Annotated in this window: 13 protein-coding genes and 1 tRNA gene; 12 read left to right on the forward strand and 2 right to left on the reverse strand. The window is 44.7% G+C overall.

Annotated features, from left to right (window positions below):
* The first annotated feature begins 22 nt into the window (after positions 1-22).
* From Q1A18_RS11575 to Q1A18_RS11630, 12 genes are all read left to right on the forward strand, one after another.
* Positions 23-1,753 carry a RagB/SusD family nutrient uptake outer membrane protein gene (locus Q1A18_RS11575; RefSeq protein ID WP_299579992.1) on the forward strand — a complete coding sequence of 577 codons (1,731 nt, stop codon included), beginning with the start codon at positions 23-25 and terminating at the stop codon, positions 1,751-1,753.
* A gap of 122 nt (positions 1,754-1,875) precedes the next feature.
* Entirely contained in the window at positions 1,876-3,546 is a 1,671-nt protein-coding gene (locus Q1A18_RS11580; protein WP_299579995.1) for a family 10 glycosylhydrolase, read from the forward strand.
* 52 nt (positions 3,547-3,598) lie between these two features.
* Entirely contained in the window at positions 3,599-4,939 is a 1,341-nt protein-coding gene (locus Q1A18_RS11585) for an alpha amylase family protein (RefSeq protein ID WP_299579998.1), read from the forward strand.
* A 10-nt stretch (positions 4,940-4,949) separates the two neighbouring features.
* Positions 4,950-6,263, forward strand: a complete 1,314-nt coding sequence (locus Q1A18_RS11590; RefSeq protein WP_299580001.1) for an alpha amylase family protein — start codon at positions 4,950-4,952, stop codon at positions 6,261-6,263.
* Between the two features lie 67 nt (positions 6,264-6,330).
* Positions 6,331-7,776, forward strand: a complete 1,446-nt coding sequence (locus Q1A18_RS11595; RefSeq protein WP_299580004.1) for a calcineurin-like phosphoesterase family protein — start codon at positions 6,331-6,333, stop codon at positions 7,774-7,776.
* An 11-nt stretch (positions 7,777-7,787) separates the two neighbouring features.
* The gene (locus tag Q1A18_RS11600; protein ID WP_299580007.1) at positions 7,788-9,206 is read left to right on the forward strand and encodes a DUF5009 domain-containing protein; all 1,419 of its coding nucleotides are present in this window, start codon (positions 7,788-7,790) and stop codon (positions 9,204-9,206) included.
* Between the two features lie 64 nt (positions 9,207-9,270).
* Positions 9,271-11,103, forward strand: a complete 1,833-nt coding sequence (locus Q1A18_RS11605) for a sodium:solute symporter family protein (protein WP_299580009.1) — start codon at positions 9,271-9,273, stop codon at positions 11,101-11,103.
* A 156-nt stretch (positions 11,104-11,259) separates the two neighbouring features.
* Positions 11,260-12,195, forward strand: a complete 936-nt coding sequence (locus Q1A18_RS11610) for a DUF4434 domain-containing protein (protein WP_299580012.1) — start codon at positions 11,260-11,262, stop codon at positions 12,193-12,195.
* 11 nt (positions 12,196-12,206) lie between these two features.
* Entirely contained in the window at positions 12,207-13,391 is a 1,185-nt protein-coding gene (locus Q1A18_RS11615; protein WP_299580015.1) for an AGE family epimerase/isomerase, read from the forward strand.
* Positions 13,388-14,530 carry an SGNH/GDSL hydrolase family protein gene (locus tag Q1A18_RS11620; protein ID WP_299580017.1) on the forward strand — a complete coding sequence of 381 codons (1,143 nt, stop codon included), beginning with the start codon at positions 13,388-13,390 and terminating at the stop codon, positions 14,528-14,530. Before Q1A18_RS11615 ends, Q1A18_RS11620 begins: the two co-directional genes overlap by 4 nt.
* A 119-nt stretch (positions 14,531-14,649) precedes the next feature.
* Positions 14,650-16,371 carry an FAD-dependent oxidoreductase gene (locus Q1A18_RS11625; RefSeq protein WP_299580020.1) on the forward strand — a complete coding sequence of 574 codons (1,722 nt, stop codon included), beginning with the start codon at positions 14,650-14,652 and terminating at the stop codon, positions 16,369-16,371.
* A 38-nt stretch (positions 16,372-16,409) separates the two neighbouring features.
* Positions 16,410-17,264 carry a sugar phosphate isomerase/epimerase family protein gene (locus tag Q1A18_RS11630; RefSeq protein ID WP_299580023.1) on the forward strand — a complete coding sequence of 285 codons (855 nt, stop codon included), beginning with the start codon at positions 16,410-16,412 and terminating at the stop codon, positions 17,262-17,264.
* Between the two features lie 195 nt (positions 17,265-17,459).
* Here the strand turns inward: Q1A18_RS11630 and Q1A18_RS11635 are convergent, their stop codons facing one another.
* A complete protein-coding gene (locus tag Q1A18_RS11635) occupies positions 17,460-17,888 on the reverse strand; it encodes a GFA family protein (protein ID WP_299580026.1) in 429 nt (142 codons plus the stop codon).
* Positions 17,889-18,024: 136 nt separating this feature from the next.
* A tRNA-Trp gene (locus tag Q1A18_RS11640) sits at positions 18,025-18,097 on the reverse strand.
* Positions 18,098-18,149: the final 52 nt, after the last annotated feature.

Below are 18,149 nucleotides of genomic sequence, written 5' to 3' on the forward strand. Positions count from 1 at the left end.
ACATTGAATAAATTACAAACAAATGAGAAATTTTAAAATATTAGTCCTATTGGCAGCTATCATGACAGGTTTTGTTTCCTGTGATAATGACTACCTGGATCTTTATCCAACCGATAGATTCACTAAAAACCAATTCTGGAAATCAGCCAGTGATCTGGAACTTTATTGTAATCAGTATTATTCAGGAGGAAGCTTTTACATTCATGGAGGATGGAGTACTTCTTTTTACGGCGAAAATAACAGTGATAATTTGGTGCCTGAAATTCCAAGAACCCGCCTGAATGGCACAGGAACACTTCCAACAACCGGAGGCGGTTGGGGATGGGGTGCTATCCGTAATGTAAACTATTTCCTTTCTAATTATCATACGGCCGAAGGAGTTCAGGCTGATATTGACCAGTATGTTGGAGAAGCTTATTTCTTTAAGGCTTACTACTATTTTACCTTGTTGAAAAGTTTTGGAGACTTGCCATGGTTTAATGAAGTACACGGACCTCGCGACGAAGCCTTGTATCAGCCAAGAATGCCACGTAACCAAGTGACTGACTCCATTGTAGCAACGATGGATCGTGCTTTGGCTTTGTTGAAACCTAAAGGTGAAGCGCCAGAGTTTCGTATTAATCGTGAAATTGCTTTGTTGATTAAATCGCGCATCTGCCTTTACGAAGGAACCTGGGAAAAATACCACAGTGGAACTCCGTTTGGTGTAGCTGGAAGCGATGGCTCAAAATTTTTACGTCTGGCTAAAGAAGCTGCTGAGGAGTTAATTGATGGACAGAAATACAGCTTGTATAATTCGGGTAACCCGAACCAATCTTACTGGAAGTTGTTTAACCAAACTGACTTGAGCAACAATCCGGAAGTGATGTTGTGGCGGAAATTTGATCTTGCTGAAGGAATCTCTCACAACCTGCAGCGGATGCTTCCCTGGCGTGGTGATGGTACGGGTATCTCTTTATCACTTGTTGAGTCGTACCTGAAGAAAGATGGAACTTTGGCGTTGGATACAGACTACTCTTCTTTATCTGCCGTGGCTGCAGACCGGGATCCTCGTTTAGCTCAAACTATTTTGCTTCCGGGCGATGTGCTGACTAATGTTGGTTACGAAACAACCGTGCAGCGTGTGTTTACCACTCCATATATTGATCAGTCAGGAACTTACCGCAACACTACCGGATTCATGCTTTACAAAGGACTGGATCCGGATCCGGCTCAACAAAAAAATCAGGAAGGTATTGGTATCACAGCATCTGTTATTTTCAGATATGCTGAAGCCTTGTTGAATTATGCTGAAGCTTGTGCCGAATTGGGCGAGCTGACTCAGGCTGCTGCCGATAAATCAATCAATAAACTTAGAAACCGCGTAGGTATGGCGCCGCTTAATGTGAGCAATGTTCCTTCTGACCCCAATAACACGTTGGGTGTATCAGACCTGATTTACGAAGTGCGTCGTGAACGTCGTGTGGAGTTGGCATTGGAGAACTTCAGGTTTGAAGATTTAATGCGCTGGCGTGCCCACAGTACTTTTGCGGGCAAACGATTCAAAGGAATGAAATATTATGGATCAGACCTTGAGAATTCATTTACCGGATTCTACCCATTGGTAGACGAAAACGGCTTCCTGGATCCTTATCAGGAGTCCTTACCTCAAGGGTTTGGTTTCGATCCGAACCGTGATTACCTGATGCCAATTCCGACTCAGGAAATTACGATCAATCCGGATCTTGCTCAAAACCCCGGTTGGGAACGATAATTAGAAAGAAGTACTTAAGGATTGCATATCCTTAAGTACTTTCTTTATAAATACACTGCTTGTTTGGTTTTTAGAAAAAGGTTAAAGAAAGATTGAATTTGTTTATCGAAAATAATTTAGCAATGAAGCATTACTTTTTAATCGGATTGTTTTGCATGTTAGGCTTAATGGGATGTCAAACAAAAACATCCTGGCTGGACACTTCTTTGGAGCCAGCCATTTATCATGAGAAAGGGACAAAAAAATTAACTTCTGTGAATCCTGAGAACAAGGATTTTCCGGGAGGGCGAGGCTCACATCATTTGGTAGCATACACCAATGCTTTTGGTGAAAAAACCGGAACGAATGAATGGGGGAGTGAAGCCGTTATTCAACATGGACGCGTGATGAATATTGGTGGAAATAATTCTGATATTCCTGCAGACGGACTGGTGCTTTCGGGCAATGAAAGTGCAAGCCGCTGGATAAACCAAGCCCTGAATGTTGGGATGGAAATTGAATTGGAAGGCGATGTTGTTCATTTTGCCACAACCGAAAATACCTTCATCTACCAGGCACGTGAATTGTATAAGAAGGCCTTGCAACGTGCTGAAGCTGGTAAAATGACCAATACACAGGCTATTGACCTGTTTGTAAAAAATGGGCAAGCCGATTTTGAAGCGTTTGAAAAAGCCAAAAAGGAACAAGATACCGACTCGGCTCTGGCACATGGTAAAAAGCTGCTGGAAAGCGCAAAGAAATTGTATTATAACTCGTTCGAACCACGTGAAAATGAGTTTAGAGGCGTTTGGGTTCGCCTAAGAGATAAAACTCCTGATAAATTAAAAGCGACCATCAAACGCATGGCTGACGCTGGTATCAATGCCATACTGCCCGAAACAATCTACGATGGTTATGCCATCTACCCCAATGCCCATGCTTTACTGCCTCAGCTTCCCCAATTTGAAGGCTGGGATCCGATGCAGGTTATGATGGAGGAATGTGAAAAATACAACATGCAGGTGATCCCTTGGTGCGAAATGTTTTTTGTTGGAGGCGCCAACTCTCCGTTGGTAAAACAGAAACCGGAATGGGTCGGAAAATTCAGACATGGAGAAATTTTTGCTGAATTGGAGCCTGGCTTTCATTATTTCTGTCCTTCACGTCCTGAAGTGGCCGACTTTCTGCTGAAAACAGTAGATACCATGTTGGAAAGATATGCTATTAAGGAAGTTCAATTGGACTATATCCGCTATTCGTTAAGTGAGCCTTGGGAGAAAGGATTCTGCTATTGCGATTACTGTCGCAAGCAAGTTCGTAATCAGTTGAATTTCGACATTATGGCCATTTCTCCTGAAAACAAAAAGGAATGGGAACAGTGGAATGATTACCGCATAAATAATGTTACTGGTTTTGTCAATCAAGTGAATGACCTTTTACAAACCAAACATAAAGAAGTAAAACTTTCGGTGGATGTGGTGCCCAACCCAATTGAAAGTACAAGGTTGAAATTCCAGAACTGGGGATCATGGGTGAAGAATGATCAAGTGGATGCCGTTTATATTATGAGTTATGCCATTGACAACGAGGTGGTGAGAAGCGAAACGCAAAGCTTGATGGATATTGTTGAAGGAACTGAGGTTAGCTCGATTGTGGGCTTAGGACCCTACCTGGGTTTTACTCCTGAAACCCTCCTGGAACAAATTGAAGTTTCAAGAGAAGGCGGAGCTGATGGCGTATGTCTGTTCTCATTTAACGGACTGAGTGAACAACAGCTTGAAGCATTGAAAAACGGGCCATTCCGTAGCCTTTAACCCACAGGAGAAACAGACAATTCAGGACGGTAATTTTAAGAGAACAAAGAAGATGAATACAACACTATTTTTGAAATCACTTCTGCTCCTCAGCCTATGGCTGGGGAGTTGGTGTCTGACAGAAGGCAACACTGTTTTGGCAGGTGAAAGAAAGCAAGATAAACCTCTTTACATGTGGTTGGACTGTGAAGCCAACTTTGAGCGCTTAAGTTATCCTGATTCGGTGGACATTTACCTGGAAAAGGTAAAACAAGTTGGATTTACAGACTTGGTGGTGGATGTTAAATCCATCATGGGGGAAACCTTATTCAAAAGCAAGTATGCGCCATACATGGATGAGTGGAAGGGAGTGGTTCGTCCCGATAAATACGACATGGTCAAAGTAATTCTGAAAAAGGCTCGGAAACACAAATTGGGCGTTTATGCCTCGTTGAATGTGTTTAGCGGCGGACATAACTTTTTCGACCGTGGAATTATTTATGGCGACCATGCCGATTGGCAATCCATCAATTACTGGATAGATGGTTTGCGGCCAATTTCAGAAATGAAATGGAACTACAACGGGATGTTAAATCCGGCCTTGCCCGAAGTTCAGGAATACCAACTCAGCATAATCCGTGAGTTCGTAAAAATGTATCCATCCATCAAAGGGATTATTCTCGACCGAATGCGTTACGATGGAATTACTTCGGATTTCAGTCCGCAGTCAAAAGCTATGTTTGAGGACTATGCCGGCATTAAAGTTGAAAAATTCCCCGAAGATATTATCTACTGGGCAAAGGATGAAAACGGAGCCGATGTATGGAAGCGTGGCAAGCACTTTAACCAATGGATTGAGTGGCGTGCAACCATCATTCATGATTTTTGTGCCGATGCCAGAAAAACGATTAAAGATATCGATTCGGATATTGATTTTGGAATTTATGCTGGTGCCTGGTATCCGGTTTATTATGAGCTGGGGGTAAACTGGGCCAGTAAAAAGTACAACCAATCGGTGAAGTATGATTGGGCGACAAAAAACTACCGGAATACCGGGTATGCCGAATTGCTCGACTTGTTTATGGGCGGCCTTTATTTTAAAGAGGTAACGATAGAGGAAGTTGAGAAAATGAATGAAGAAATGATGGCTAACCGCACTGAAGCTGCGATGGGAAAAGGCCGTGAATACTGGTACTCCGTGGAAGGTTGTGCGGATATGACCAATGAGTTGATCCAGGGAGCAACTACATTTTGTGGCAGCATCTATGTTGATCAGTACGAAGGCGATGAAGAACAGTTTGCGCGGGCATTGAAAATGGCCTTGGATAAATCGGATGGTCTGATGCTTTTTGATATTGTGCATATCATCGATCGCAATTGGTGGGATTTACTTTCTGAAACCTTAAAACAATAAAGGCTGGGTTATGAGTAGAAGTGTCATACGTTTACTGGGCCTTTTTTTTGTCGCCCTGGTCTGTATTATCCAGGCCTGTCAGGATAAGAGTGAATCGGTTCCGGAAACGGAGTCGGACCATCCGGCCATTCAAAAGCCTAAGTATTTATGGTTTGACGCTTCTGCCAATTTTCAACGCTTCAGTTACATTGATTCTATTCAGTATTACCTGGATAAATGTCTTGAGGTTGGAATAACCGACTTGGTTGTTGATGTGCGGCCGGTAAGTGGCGACGTACTTTTCGACAGTAATTTTGTTGACCAACTAGTAAGTTGGAAAGGTTACCAGCGCGAAAACGACTGGGACTACCTGGAGGTGTTTATTCAGGAAGGTCGTAAGCGGAATTTGCGTGTTCATGCTTCTGTTAATGTTTTCTCGGGCGGGCACAACTATTTTGACGCCGGCGTTGTTTATCGCGATCCTGAGTTTGCCGAATTGACTACCCTGCTGAATAAGCCGGAAGGATTAGTGGACATTAAAACGCAAAAGTCGCAGTATGCTGCTTTCTTCAATCCGGCTAATCCCAAAGTGCAGGCCTATTGCTTAAGCATTATTGAAGAATTGGTTGCCGGGTATGAACTGGATGGAATTATTCTGGATCGCTGTCGCTTTGATGGGATTGACAGTGATTTTAGTTCCCTCTCGCGGCAGTTGTTCGAAACTTATATTGGCCAAACGCTTGTTCGCTTTCCAGATGATATTTTTCGATGGAAGCAATTGGATAATGGCAACTGGGGCCGTGAGCCGGGGCCGTTTTACCCTCAGTGGTTGGAATGGCGAGCTAAGCTAATTCATGATTTTTTTGCCTTGGCTCGCGAACGTGTAAAAAAACTGAGGCCAGAAATAGACTTTGGTACCTATACTGGCGCTTGGTATCCTTCTTATTTTGAATTTGGGGTAAACTGGGCTAGCAAAGAGTACAATCCTCAGGACGATGATTATACCAACTGGATGTTTACCGATAACTATAAAAATTTCGGTTATGCTGATTTGCTGGATACCTACATGACCGGAGTTTACTATAACCAGGTGTACGGACCAGGTTGGTACACGATTGAAGGAGGACTGTGGAAAGCAAAGGTCTTAACCAAAAAAGAGGTGCCGGTTATAGGTAGTTTGTATGCTGACTTGTATCAAATGAATGGCAGTGATCTGATTGATGCCGTCAAACTTTGCCTGACATTGTCTGACGGGTTAATGATTTTTGATATCGTTCAGGTGATTCACTATGATTTGTGGGATGAAATCAAAAAAGGAATAGTGAGTTCAGGTACAGAGGATTAAACAATATCTCCTTGCTGTTAGGTTGTCATGAAACGTGTGGAAGTATAGAAATGAGAAAGGATTAATTATGAACTTGAAATTAAAAATAGCAGCAATTCTGATCGGTTTTTTTCTGTTTTCCCTTTCGGGAAGCGCAAAAAATGATAGTCGGGTTGCAAAAGGAAAAGTTTCAGCTGCTGGAAAAGGCTTAGCTGGGGTGGTGGTTACCGATGGGGTGAACACGGTAGTAACCAATAAAAAAGGAAATTACACGCTGCCGGTATCCAAAGAGAGTAGCTTCGTATATATTTCTTCGCCATCCGGGTATACGGTACCTGTGAAAAACTCAGTGCCTCAGTTTTTTCAGCCAGTTTCTTCTGGTGAGAAGATGAAAGCTATTGATTTTCAATTGCAAAGAATGGATGTCGATGATAGCCAACATGGGTTTGTGGTTTGGGCTGATCCGCAGCTTAAAACCAGCGAGGAAGCACTGTTGGCGCGCGAAGTAGCATCCGATTTGAAAAAACTGGTGGACGATTATGCGCCACGCCCTTTTCATGGCCTAGGAGCTGGTGACATTGTAGGCGACGTTCCTGCGCTGTACGATAGCATTAAAAGTCTATTGAGCCTCTCAGGTATTCCGTTTTATCAGTCCATGGGGAATCACGACATGTATTTCACTAAACGTTCAAACAAAAAGGCTGAACAAACTTTTGAAAAATATTTTGGACCGGCTTATTATTCGTTTAATCGCGGGGAGATCCATTACGTAGTGCTGAATAATGTTTTTTACCTCGGACGCGATTACTTCTACATTGGATACCTGACCGAAGAGCAGCTGGCGTGGCTTGAGCAGGATTTGTCGCATGTTGAAGCGGGTTCAACCGTGGTCGTTAACCTTCATATTCCAACCACGCTGAATGAGCAGGATTTGAAACAGTTTTCGTATTCAACCATATCGCAGTCGGTTGCGAATAAGCATGCCTTATATGAACTTCTGAAACCCTATCAGGGACATATTATTTCGGGACACATCCATCAAAACAGCAATACCATCATTTCTCCACGCTTGATTGAGCACAATGTGTCGGCGGTTTGTGGGGCATGGTGGCAAGGGCCTTATGCCGAAGACGGAACACCAAAAGGTTATGCTGTTTTTGAGGCGAATGGTTCGGAGCTGACTTGGTATTTTAAAAGTTCGGGTTACGACAAAGACTACCAATTTCGGGCTTATGCTGTGGGAACTAATCCCGAGCAGCCTGATTTTGTAACCGCGAATGTCTGGAACTATGATCCGGAGTGGAAAGTGTATTGGTACGAAGATGGCCAGCGCATGGGAGAGATGGAGCTTTACAGTGGCAAAGATCCGGAAACAGCTAAAGCTTACGCTGATAAAGATAAACTTGCTTACAAGTGGGTTGATGCCCGCAAAAACAACCATATGTTCCGGGCAAAACCTCAGGTGCCGTCAGCCCAAATAACGGTAGAAGTGGTTGACCGCTTTGGTAATCGCTACAAACAAGACCTGGATTAAGTAGCCAGACCATGAAAAGAGCTTTATCATTGGACGTTTTGCGTGGACTATCCATTTTCGGGATGGTCCTTGCTGCCACCATTCCTTTTGGAGGTGCGTTGCCGGCATGGATGTATCACGCGCAATGTCCGCCACCGACCCATGCTTTCAATCCGCAGGTAGCCGGGATAACTTGGGTTGACCTGGTGTTGCCTGTCTTCATATTTTGTATGGGAGCGGCTATCCCTTTGGCTTTAACCAAGAAAATAACCAGCGGTGCGAGCACCTTAGCGCTCGGAAAATCTGTTGCGAGCCGTTTTTTTTCCTTGGTGGTTTTTGCCATTTACATTGCACATATTTTGCCTTATGCCATCGGCGAAAGCCTGTTTTCATTTATGCTGGGCGAACAATCGATTCAGGGGTACGACCTGCAATGGCTGACTTTGGTTGGTTTTGGCCTGATGTTTCCTATGTTCAGAATAATAAAGGATCAAAAGCGAAAACGTCTGTGGCGCATTGTTGGCTGGGGAGGAGCGGTTGCCCTATTGCTGGTTTTGCGCCTGGTTTACGGACAGGAGTTTTCCTTACACCGCAGCAATATCATCATCCTGTTGTTGGCTAATGTGTATCTGTTGGGGGCTGTTGGCTGGTATTTTACCCGAAACAGCTGGGTAGCGCGGGCTGCTTTGTTTGTGTTTTGGGGGGCTGTTCAGCTGGCCTGTAAGTACACCGGTTTCGATGCTGTTGTCGATGGATTTCAGCCTACTTCCTGGTTCTTCTTATTCCGGATGAGTCACTATATGCTGCTCATCATTCCGGCAACAGCTGTGGGTGACATGCTGGTAGAGCGCTTAAAAATGTCAACCGAAAACCAGCTTTTGACTGGCACTTCGCCATGGAAAAATTTGTTTTTTCCGGGTTTGCTTGTGCTGGTTGTGTGGTTAACTACAGCGCTTTTTCAACGATGGATATTGGCTACGTTTATCGTAACGCCTTTGATGCTTGTGGGCTTGTATGGATTGGTGAAAAAGCATTTGCCAAATTATCAACAGCTGTTTGGGCTTGCAGCTTACCTGATTGTTATTGGCTTGATAATAGAACCTGTCGAGGGAGGAATAAAAAAAGATTACGCGACGGCATCTTACATGATTTTGACTTCAGGCATGGCCCTGTGTCTGCTGATGTTTTTTGATTATGTCGTTGATCGCTGGAAAGAATCAGCTGTGGTTAAGTTGTTGGCCGGAGCGGGATGCAACCCCTTGATGGCCTATGTGGTAACCAGCTGGTTTGTGTTTCCATTTCTGAAAGTCACGTTTTTGTATGGTGTTTACGAGGCCTTGTATCCTGCCGGATTACCTTGGCTGGGAGCCTTGCGCGCTGTGGCCTTGGTTATTGGGGCTATGAGCTTGGTTTACTGGATGACCGGGAAGAAAATTATTTGGCGGGTTTAAAACGAAAGAGGGGAAATCGGGTTCGTAACCTGATAGAAAATATGAATTACTAATTATTGAAAGAATGAAATTTGAACTAATTGACATATCGATCATTGTCAGCTACATTATCCTGAGCATTTTTATTGGCTTTTGGATTTCGAGGAAAGCGAATAAAAATCTTCAAAACTATTTCCTGGGAGGGAACCAGTTAAAATGGTATTACCTGGGACTTTCCAACGGATCGGGTATGTTTGATATTTCCGGGACAGCCTGGACGGTGACCATCTTTTTTGTGTATGGAGTGAAGAGTATTTGGATTCCGTGGCTGTGGCCGGTGTGGAATCAGATTTTTATTATGGTGTTTATGTCCATTTGGTTGCGTCGATCCAATGTGATGACCGGCGCCGAATGGATTACCACACGCTTTGGAAATGATAAGGGCGGGAAACTTTCACACATCATTGTGGTGGTTTTTGCGATCATCAGTGCGATTGGTTTTATTGCTTACTTCTTTGTCGGCATCGGAAAGTTTGCTGTCACCATTTTCCCATGGGATTTATCAATCACGATTGGTTCAATACACCTGATTTCGGAATATGTATATGCCACAATCCTGCTTTCGTTAACCACGCTTTATGTAATTAAAGGGGGGATGTACAGTGTGGTGGCTACCGAAGTGATGCAGTTTTTTGTGATGACGATTGCCTGTGTGGCTGTAGCTTGGTTTGCCATGGTTAATGTTACTCCCGAGCAAATTAATGCGGCTGTGCCCAATGGCTGGTTCGACATTATGCCCACATGGAATACCGGTCTTGACTGGTCTGGTATTTTCGACCAGGTGAATGATAAAATAGCTGAAGATGGATTTGGCATGTTGGGGGCTCTGGTTATGATGATGTTTTTTAAAGGCATTTTTTCCAGTTTGGCCGGCCCTGTTCCTGGTTACGATATGCAGCGGGTTCTATCAACTCAAACGCCGCGTGATGCCGCAAAAATGAGTGGTTTAACCTCCTTGGTACTTTACCCTCCGCGCTATTTAATGGTGGCTGGCTTAGGCGTGTTGGGACTGACTTTGGTAGTGCCGATGATGAAAGCCAGTGGAGGAGAAGTGGATTTTGAGAAAATTCTGCCTTTTGTTATCAATAACCTGCTTCCTGTAGGTCTGAAAGGAATTATTCTTGCTGGTTTGCTGGCTGCTTTTATGTCAACTTTTTCGGCCTTTGTCAACTCGGCTCCGGCTTATATTGTCAACGATTTGTATAAGAAATACATCAATCCCAATGCTTCGAACAAGAAATACATTCGCATTAGCTACATCGCTTCAATTAGCATTGTGGCAATCGGGATTGTTTTTGGGTTTTTCTCGGCATCAATTAATTCACTCACCTTGTGGATCACTTCATCGCTTTATGGCGGTTATGTGGCAGCCAACGTACTGAAATGGGTGTGGTGGCGATTTAACGGTTACGGGTATTTCTGGGGAATGGTCGGTGGCCTCCTGGCATCAACCATCAAGTTCCTGTTCTTCCCCGACACGCCGGATATTTACCTATTCCCACTCATTTTGTTAGTGGCTTCTACCGGTAGTTTCTTGGGATGTTTACTCTCTAAGCCAGTCGATGATGAAACCCTGATTGAGTTTTATAAGAACGTTCGTCCGTGGGGATGGTGGGGAGCTGTTCATGAAAAAGCACAAAAGGTTTATCCCAACCTGACCAAGAATAAAGATTTGGCACGTGATAGTTTCAATGTTTTGATTGGTATTATTTGGCAGATGACCCTCATCGTGGCGCCAATTTATTTGGTAATCAGACATTATAATGGCTTATATATCGCATTAGGGGTTTTTGTTGTAACTTCAATTGTGCTGAAATATAATTGGTTGGATAAGATCAAGGACTATGAAGAATTTTAATAACACACGGATGTTGCTTTGGCTTGTCAAGGGATTATTTCAGGCAGGCAGCTGCCGCTGGCAAAGCTCTAGATCTTGGCGAAATGTATTTAACGAAGAAGGCATTAAGTTGTAAAAAAAAAATAAAGAATTTAAAAGACATAAACGCATACAGGAATGAAGATAAAAGGAACTTTTTTGGACGAAATCAGTCATGACATTCCGCACCAGAATTGGGGCCGAAAGGAATGGGATCTGGATTTTGCCTACATGAAACAGGTTGGCATCAATGCGGTTATTTTAATACGCAGCGGTTATCGTAAATGGCTGACTTATCCGTCAAAAATATTGATGGAGCAGGAAAGGGCCTATCAACCATCGGTTGATCTTGTGCAGATGTTTCTGGAATTAAGCGACAAGCATGGAATGGATTTTTATTTCGGTTTGTACGATTCCGGACGTTACTGGGTGAATGGCGATTTCCAGTCGGAACTGGACTTAAACAAAGCACTGATTGAAGAGGTCTGGGCTAAATACGGCCATATGCCAGCTTTTAAAGGCTGGTATATCTCGCAGGAATGCAGCCGCAAAACCGGTTCGATCATTAAAATGTACTCGGGCCTTGGCGAGCACTGTAAAGCGGTTTCAGGACAACTAACCACTTTGATTTCGCCTTACATTGATGGCATTAAAAACATTAGCCAGTACCAGGCCGAAACAAGTCGTGGTGAAGGAGTGAGCCTGAAACGTCATGAAGAGGATTGGAGCGAGATTTTTGACGGCATCAAGGATTCGGTGGACATTGTCGCTTTTCAGGATGGACACATCGAGTTTGATGAGCTGGATGACTTTCTCCAAGTCAACAAGCAAATGGCTGATAAATATGGCATTCGCAGCTGGACCAACTCAGAAACCTTTGACCGCGATATGCCCATTAAATTTTTACCCATCAAATGGGAGAAATTGCTGATGAAACTGCAAGCTGCTGAGCGCGCCGGAATGGAGCAAGCCATCACCTTTGAATTTTCGCACTTTATGAGTCCGCAGTCGGCATACTTGCAGGCCGGACATTTGTATAATCGTTATCAGGAATACCTGGCTCAATTTAAATAATTGCTGAAGCAATGGAAAAAACAGATTTTAAACAACTGGCCGAGAAATACCAGAAGGAACTGTTGGAAAATGTCGTTCCTTTCTGGTTGAACTGTTCGCAGGACAAAGAATTCGGCGGATATTTTACATGTCTTGATCGGGAAGGAAACGTGTTTGATACCGATAAATTTATTTGGTTGCAGGGACGCGAAGTCTGGCTGTTCTCAATGTTGTACAACCAGGTAGAACAAAAACAGGAATGGTTGGATGCAGCTATTCAAGGAGCTGAATTCCTGAAGAAATACGGGCATGACGGGAATTTGAACTGGTACTTTTCGCTTACGCAGGATGGGAAACCCTTGGTAGAACCCTACAATATTTTCTCCTACACTTTTGCCAGCATGGCATTTGGACAGCTTAGCAAAGCCACCGGAAACCAAGAGTATGCTGATATCGCCAAAAAAACATTTGAGCTTGTTTTGGCGAAAACCAGCAATCCCAAAGGGCAGTGGAACAAGGCCTATCCGGGTACCCGAAACCTGAAAAACTTTGCCTTGCCCATGATTTTGTGCAACCTGGCTTTGGAAATTGAGCACTTGCTGGACGAAGATTTTCTGAAGGAAACGATGGAAACCTGTATTCATGAAGTGATGGAGGTGTTCTATCGGCCGGAGCTTGGGCTGGTGGTTGAAAATCTGAATGCAGATGAGACCTTGTCGGATACCTTTGACGGGCGTTTGCTTAACCCAGGGCATGCCATTGAAGCCATGTGGTTTATTATGGACCTGGGCGTTCGACTTAATCGTCCGGATTTGATTACGAAAGCTAACGAAATAGCCATTCAAATGGTTGAATATGGTTGGGATCAGGAACATGGCGGTATTTTCTATTTCATGGATCGTTTGGGACATCCAACGCAGCAGCTGGAATGGGATCAAAAGCTTTGGTGGGTTCATATTGAAACCTTGATCACCATGCTGAAAGGTTACCAACTGACCGGTTCTGAGAAAAGCCTGGAATGGTTTAAAAAAGTACACGACTACACCTGGTCGCACTTTAAAGATGAAGAACATTCGGAGTGGTTTGGCTACCTGAATCGTCAAGGCGAGGTATTGCTTCCGCTGAAGGGTGGAAAGTGGAAAGGGTGTTTCCATGTGCCACGCGGGCTGTATCAGTGCTGGCAAACCCTGGAGACAATTAATGCTTCGTTGAAATGAAAAGAAGCTACTTCTTGAAAATTGGCCTGCTGTTGGTTGTATTGGTTTGGTTCTCCAGCAGCAGTTGGGGAGCCGGTAAAAACAGGTTTTTTGCTGCCAATAGCCCGGAATTTCAATACATGGGGCGGGTGGCTGTAGAGCAGGGTGAAGCCACTTACAACTGGCCCGGGGTAACGGTTACTGTCGGCTTTTCAGGCAAGGTGCTTGGCATTCGCTTGAAAGGCGGCGAACGGAATTATTTCAATGTTTGGGTGGACGATTATCCGGTGCAGGTAGTACATGCCGTTAACGACACGGTTTGGTGGTTTCCGGAACGCCTTGCACGAGGGACACACCAGTTGCGACTGGTAAAACGGACGGAAGCAGATATGGGCACTGCCGTGTTTTATGGGCTTTACCTGGGTGAGAAAGAAAGCCTGATTGAGCCAGAGGCTTTACCAGCCAGAAAACTGATGTTCATCGGGAACTCCATCACTTGTGGCTACGGCACCGAAGGACAAAACCGAACAGAACGGTTTAAACCTTCCACGGAGAACTGTGAAAAATCGTACGCACCGATAATTGCAAGGGCTTTTGAGGCGCAGTATCACTTAATATCGCATTCGGGACTCGGAATGGTTCGAAATTATGGCGATCCGGAAAAGGTGTCTGTGAAACTTCAGCCCATGCCGGCACGCTTGGATTACTTGTTGGACAATGATTCAACAAGGCGTTACGAGCTGACGAACTACCAGCCTGACGCGATTGTGGTTAACCTTGGAACCAACGATTTTTCTACTCAGCCATTTCCGGATGAAGCCGATTTTGTGGAAGCAGGAAAAGCACTGTTGCATAAACTGCTGGGGCTTTACCCGGGGGTGAAAATCTTTTGCATTACGGGCCCCATGATGGATGAGCCTGCCTTTACCTATACCAAACGCATGGTGCATGAGGTGCGAGTTGAAATAAATTCAGGAGATGTGGTTTTCGTGGGAGTACCGCGCCAACTGCTGAATCCGGAGACAGATTTGGGTTCTGATTCACACCCTTCTTACCGGGGACAACTGAAAACCGCAGGCATGATTTTGCAGGTGATGGGAACGGTATTGAATTGGGATTTTTCTATGGATGAAATGTTACCGGTCTTAAAAAGTCATTGAGCTAAGACCGAATGCTGGTTTTGTGAATAATTATCAACGAGATTAAAGAAGTAACTAATATAAATCAGGAAGCCAATGGGATGCGGCTTGACCACTTGATTGGCTAAAACAAAATAGATATGAAAAGACGTAATTTTATTGGAATGCTCGGAGCAACAGGAGGGTTGCTGGCTACTGCTCCGCTGATCGCAAGTCCGGCCGGAAAACCGGGTCAAACGGCAAAACGCAATAGACGGAAAGCTGGAAAGGAAATGAAAGCGGATCTGGTCATTGCAGGTGGCGGAATGGGAGGTTGTGCATGTGCTTTGGGGGCTTTGCGCAACGGACTTTCAGTAATTATGACGGAAGAAACCGATTGGATTGGTGGACAAATAACTCAGCAAGGGGTGCCGCTGGATGAACACCGTTGGATTGAAACCCATGGGGCAACTCAGCTGTTTCGGGAGTTCCGGAAGGGATTGCGGGATTACTACAGACGTAATTATCCCTTGACGGAAGCTGCTGCCGCTAAGGAAAACCTGAACCCCGGTGATGGTGCCGTTTCCCGCTTGTGTGTGGAACCCAAAGTTGCTCTTGCCGTTCTGAACAGCATGTTTGCTCCCTTTGTTAGTTCTGGCCAACTGACGCTTTTGCTGGAACATAAAGCGACGGCAGCGGATGTGGATGGAAGCCGTGTTAAAGGGCTGGAAGTTTTGAATATGCGCAGGGATGAAGCCCTTGTTCTTGCGGCCCCTTATTTTGTTGACGCCACGGAAATGGGCGATTTGCTGCCGATGACCGGAACCGAATATGTAACCGGAACTGAATCGAAAAAGGAAACCGGGGAACTGCATGCGCCGGAAGTGGGTGATCCTGAAAACGAACAAGCTTTTACTTTGTGTTTTGCCTTGGATTACCGTCCGGGTGAAAACCATGTGATTGATAAACCTGCGAACTATGATTTCTGGCGTTCTTTTGTGCCCCAAATGGAGCCCAAATGGCCCGGACGTTTGCTTGACTTGACCTATTCATCGCCATCGACCCTGAAGCCAAAAACCTTGGGCTTTCACCCCGAAGGAGGGCGCACGGGGGATGTGATGAATCTGTGGAATTACCGGAAAATTATTAACCGTCATAATTTCACGCCGGGCACTTATGCCGGTGATATGACTGTTGTTAACTGGCCTCAGAATGATTACCTGTTGGGGCGTTTGGTAGATGTTAGCGAGAAAGAGTTTCAAAAGCATGTGGAAGGCGCCCGTCAACTGAATTTATCTTTGATTTACTGGCTTCAAACTGAAGTGGAGCGGCCGGATGGTGGTGCTGGTTGGCCCGGAATTCGTTTACGCAAGGATGTAATGGGAACCGATGATGGCATGGCCAAATACCCGTACATTCGTGAAGGGCGACGAATCAAATCCTTATTTACCGTGCTGGAAGAACACGTAGGTGTTGAAAACCGGACCCTGGTAAAAGGCAAGGAAGCCGCTACTAAATGCGAAAGTTTTTATGACAGCATTGGTGTCGGATCCTACTACCTGGATTTGCACCCTTCAACCAAAGGCGATAACTACATCGATTTGCCTTCTCTTCCTTTTGAAGTGCCTTTAGGATCATTGATTCCACAGCGAATGGATAACTTACTTCCAGCCTCTAAAAATATCGGAACAACACACATTACCAACGGTTGCTACAGGTTGCACCCGGTTGAGTGGAACATTGGCGAAGTGGTGGGCATGTTGGTTCACTTTGCTTCGAAAAAGCAGGTTAAGCCACGCGAGGTGCGCGAAAATAGAGAACTGTTGGCCGATTTTCAGCAATTCATCCAGAGCCAGGGCGTGGAAATTAAATGGCCGGTATAGCTTAAACCTTTAAGAATGAACCCATAAATCGAATAATCATGAGAAAAATGATCTACAAATGCGTATTGCTCTTGCTTGTATTGACCGCGGCTTGTAAGCCTTCAACCCAACAGGGAAAGTTGGAAAAGGCCGGCTGGGAAATGGGCGTTCAGAGCTACACCTTTCATAAATTTACCTTCAAGGAAGCTGTTGATAAAGTGAATCAGCTTGGGTTGGGAGCTATTGAAGTGTACTTTGGTCAGCCTCTGGGAGAAGGTATGGAAGGTTCCATGGACTTCCGGATGGATAAGAAAACCCAACATCAAGTGCTGGAATATGCCCGTTCGAAAGAGGTGAAAATTGTTGCCTGCGGCGTGGTTATTTGCAAAGACGAGGCCGAGTGGAAACAACTCTTCGAGTTTGCCAATCAGATGGGAATTAAACTAATCACGAGTGAGCCCGAATACAAACACCTGAAATATGTTGATGAGCTGGCAAACCAATTTGGGATTGACGTGGCCATTCATAATCACCCAAAGCCATCGAATTACTGGAATCCGGACTTGTTCCTGGAGGCGGTTGATGGCTTGAGTAACCGTATTGGAGCTTGTGCCGATGTGGGCCATTGGAAACGCATGGGTGTTGATCCGGTAGAAGGATTGAAAAAATATGAAGGACGCCTGAAAGCGCTTCACTTTAAGGATATCAAGGAAAAGGTGGAAGGCGAAGCCGAGCAACACGATGTGATTTGGGGAACTGGTATTCTGGACATGAACGGCATGCTGGTAGAGCTGAAGAAACAAGGTTTTGAAGGCTTGTTCTCCATTGAATACGAGCATAACTGGGAGAATTCAGTTCCGGATATTCAGGAAAACATCAGCTATTTCAACGAGCTGGCTGAGCAAGTGCTGTAAAAGATACATAGAGCTTCAGGTGATCGACAACTGAAGCTTTGAAAATACTCATTAGTCGAGTTTTGAATAGTCAGGCTGCTTCGGGATTATCGAACGATAATTTTGGAGCAGCTTTTTTTATGCCTGGTTGTAGTGTGAACCAGGCAGTTTCAGCAAGCCAGCACGAGGTGCAGCCGGAAGCGGGCTTGAGAGCCCTTATTGGGGGAGTTGATCAAAGCAGGGAACTTCATCCAGCTTGTTGTCCCAATTGGCTTTGCTAGCTATGAAAATATGTCCTTTGGGTGTCATGGGCACCTTGGTGTCAAGACAGCCTGCCGGAACAACCAACAGTGAGCCGTTTTGCTGAAGAATGGGAAGCGCTGATCCGCAAGAGGGGCAGAAGCTTTTAGCGTGCCTGGTTGCGCTTAAACGAAAGGTTTTGACTTGATGCGCTCCCGACAGCCAGCGCAGTTTTGCCGAAGTAGAAAATAAATTTGCCGCATGGGCCGAGCCGGTGTCTTTTTGACAACGTTTGCAATGGCAAAGAAAGAAATGCTCAAAATCTCCCTCAATTTCGAAAGTAATTTCACCACAAAGGCATGAACCGGTATGTTTCATCGACATAATTATTCCTGTTTTTTTCATGGTCATTTTCCTGTTCACTTGGATGGAACAAGTTGATTCTGATAAATATAAAAAATACAAGCGAAAGGGAGGGGAATAATGTGGCAAAAAATGGACGAAAATAAAAAAAGAGCTGCTCCGAAGAACAGCTCTTTTGCACGGGAGGAGCGACTCGAACGCCCGACACCTGGTTTTGGAGACCAGTGCTCTACCAACTGAGCTACACCCGTATTTGAATGCGAGTGCAAATATAGTAAATCTTGAAAAACTACCTAACAAATA

The sequence above is a fragment of the uncultured Sunxiuqinia sp. genome (genome assembly GCF_947495665.1).
GTDB lineage: Bacteria > Bacteroidota > Bacteroidia > Bacteroidales > Prolixibacteraceae > Sunxiuqinia > Sunxiuqinia rutila.

Bases quoted from the DNA above. Each gene is read 5' to 3' on its own strand.
- Q1A18_RS11630 (WP_299580023.1), top strand. From the start codon at position 16,410: ATGAGAAAAATGATCTACAAATGCGTATTGCTCTTGCTTGTATTGACC.
- Q1A18_RS11625 (WP_299580020.1), top strand. From the start codon at position 14,650: ATGAAAAGACGTAATTTTATTGGAATGCTCGGAGCAACAGGAGGGTTG.
- Q1A18_RS11575 (WP_299579992.1), top strand. From the start codon at position 23: ATGAGAAATTTTAAAATATTAGTCCTATTGGCAGCTATCATGACAGGT.
- Q1A18_RS11595 (WP_299580004.1), top strand. From the start codon at position 6,331: ATGAACTTGAAATTAAAAATAGCAGCAATTCTGATCGGTTTTTTTCTG.
- Q1A18_RS11585 (WP_299579998.1), top strand. From the start codon at position 3,599: ATGAATACAACACTATTTTTGAAATCACTTCTGCTCCTCAGCCTATGG.
- Q1A18_RS11605 (WP_299580009.1), top strand. From the start codon at position 9,271: ATGAAATTTGAACTAATTGACATATCGATCATTGTCAGCTACATTATC.
- Q1A18_RS11620 (WP_299580017.1), top strand. From the start codon at position 13,388: ATGAAAAGAAGCTACTTCTTGAAAATTGGCCTGCTGTTGGTTGTATTG.
- Q1A18_RS11615 (WP_299580015.1), top strand. From the start codon at position 12,207: ATGGAAAAAACAGATTTTAAACAACTGGCCGAGAAATACCAGAAGGAA.
- Q1A18_RS11580 (WP_299579995.1), top strand. From the start codon at position 1,876: ATGAAGCATTACTTTTTAATCGGATTGTTTTGCATGTTAGGCTTAATG.
- Q1A18_RS11600 (WP_299580007.1), top strand. From the start codon at position 7,788: ATGAAAAGAGCTTTATCATTGGACGTTTTGCGTGGACTATCCATTTTC.
- Q1A18_RS11590 (WP_299580001.1), top strand. From the start codon at position 4,950: ATGAGTAGAAGTGTCATACGTTTACTGGGCCTTTTTTTTGTCGCCCTG.
- Q1A18_RS11610 (WP_299580012.1), top strand. From the start codon at position 11,260: ATGAAGATAAAAGGAACTTTTTTGGACGAAATCAGTCATGACATTCCG.
- Q1A18_RS11635 (WP_299580026.1), bottom strand. From the start codon at position 17,888: ATGAAAAAAACAGGAATAATTATGTCGATGAAACATACCGGTTCATGC.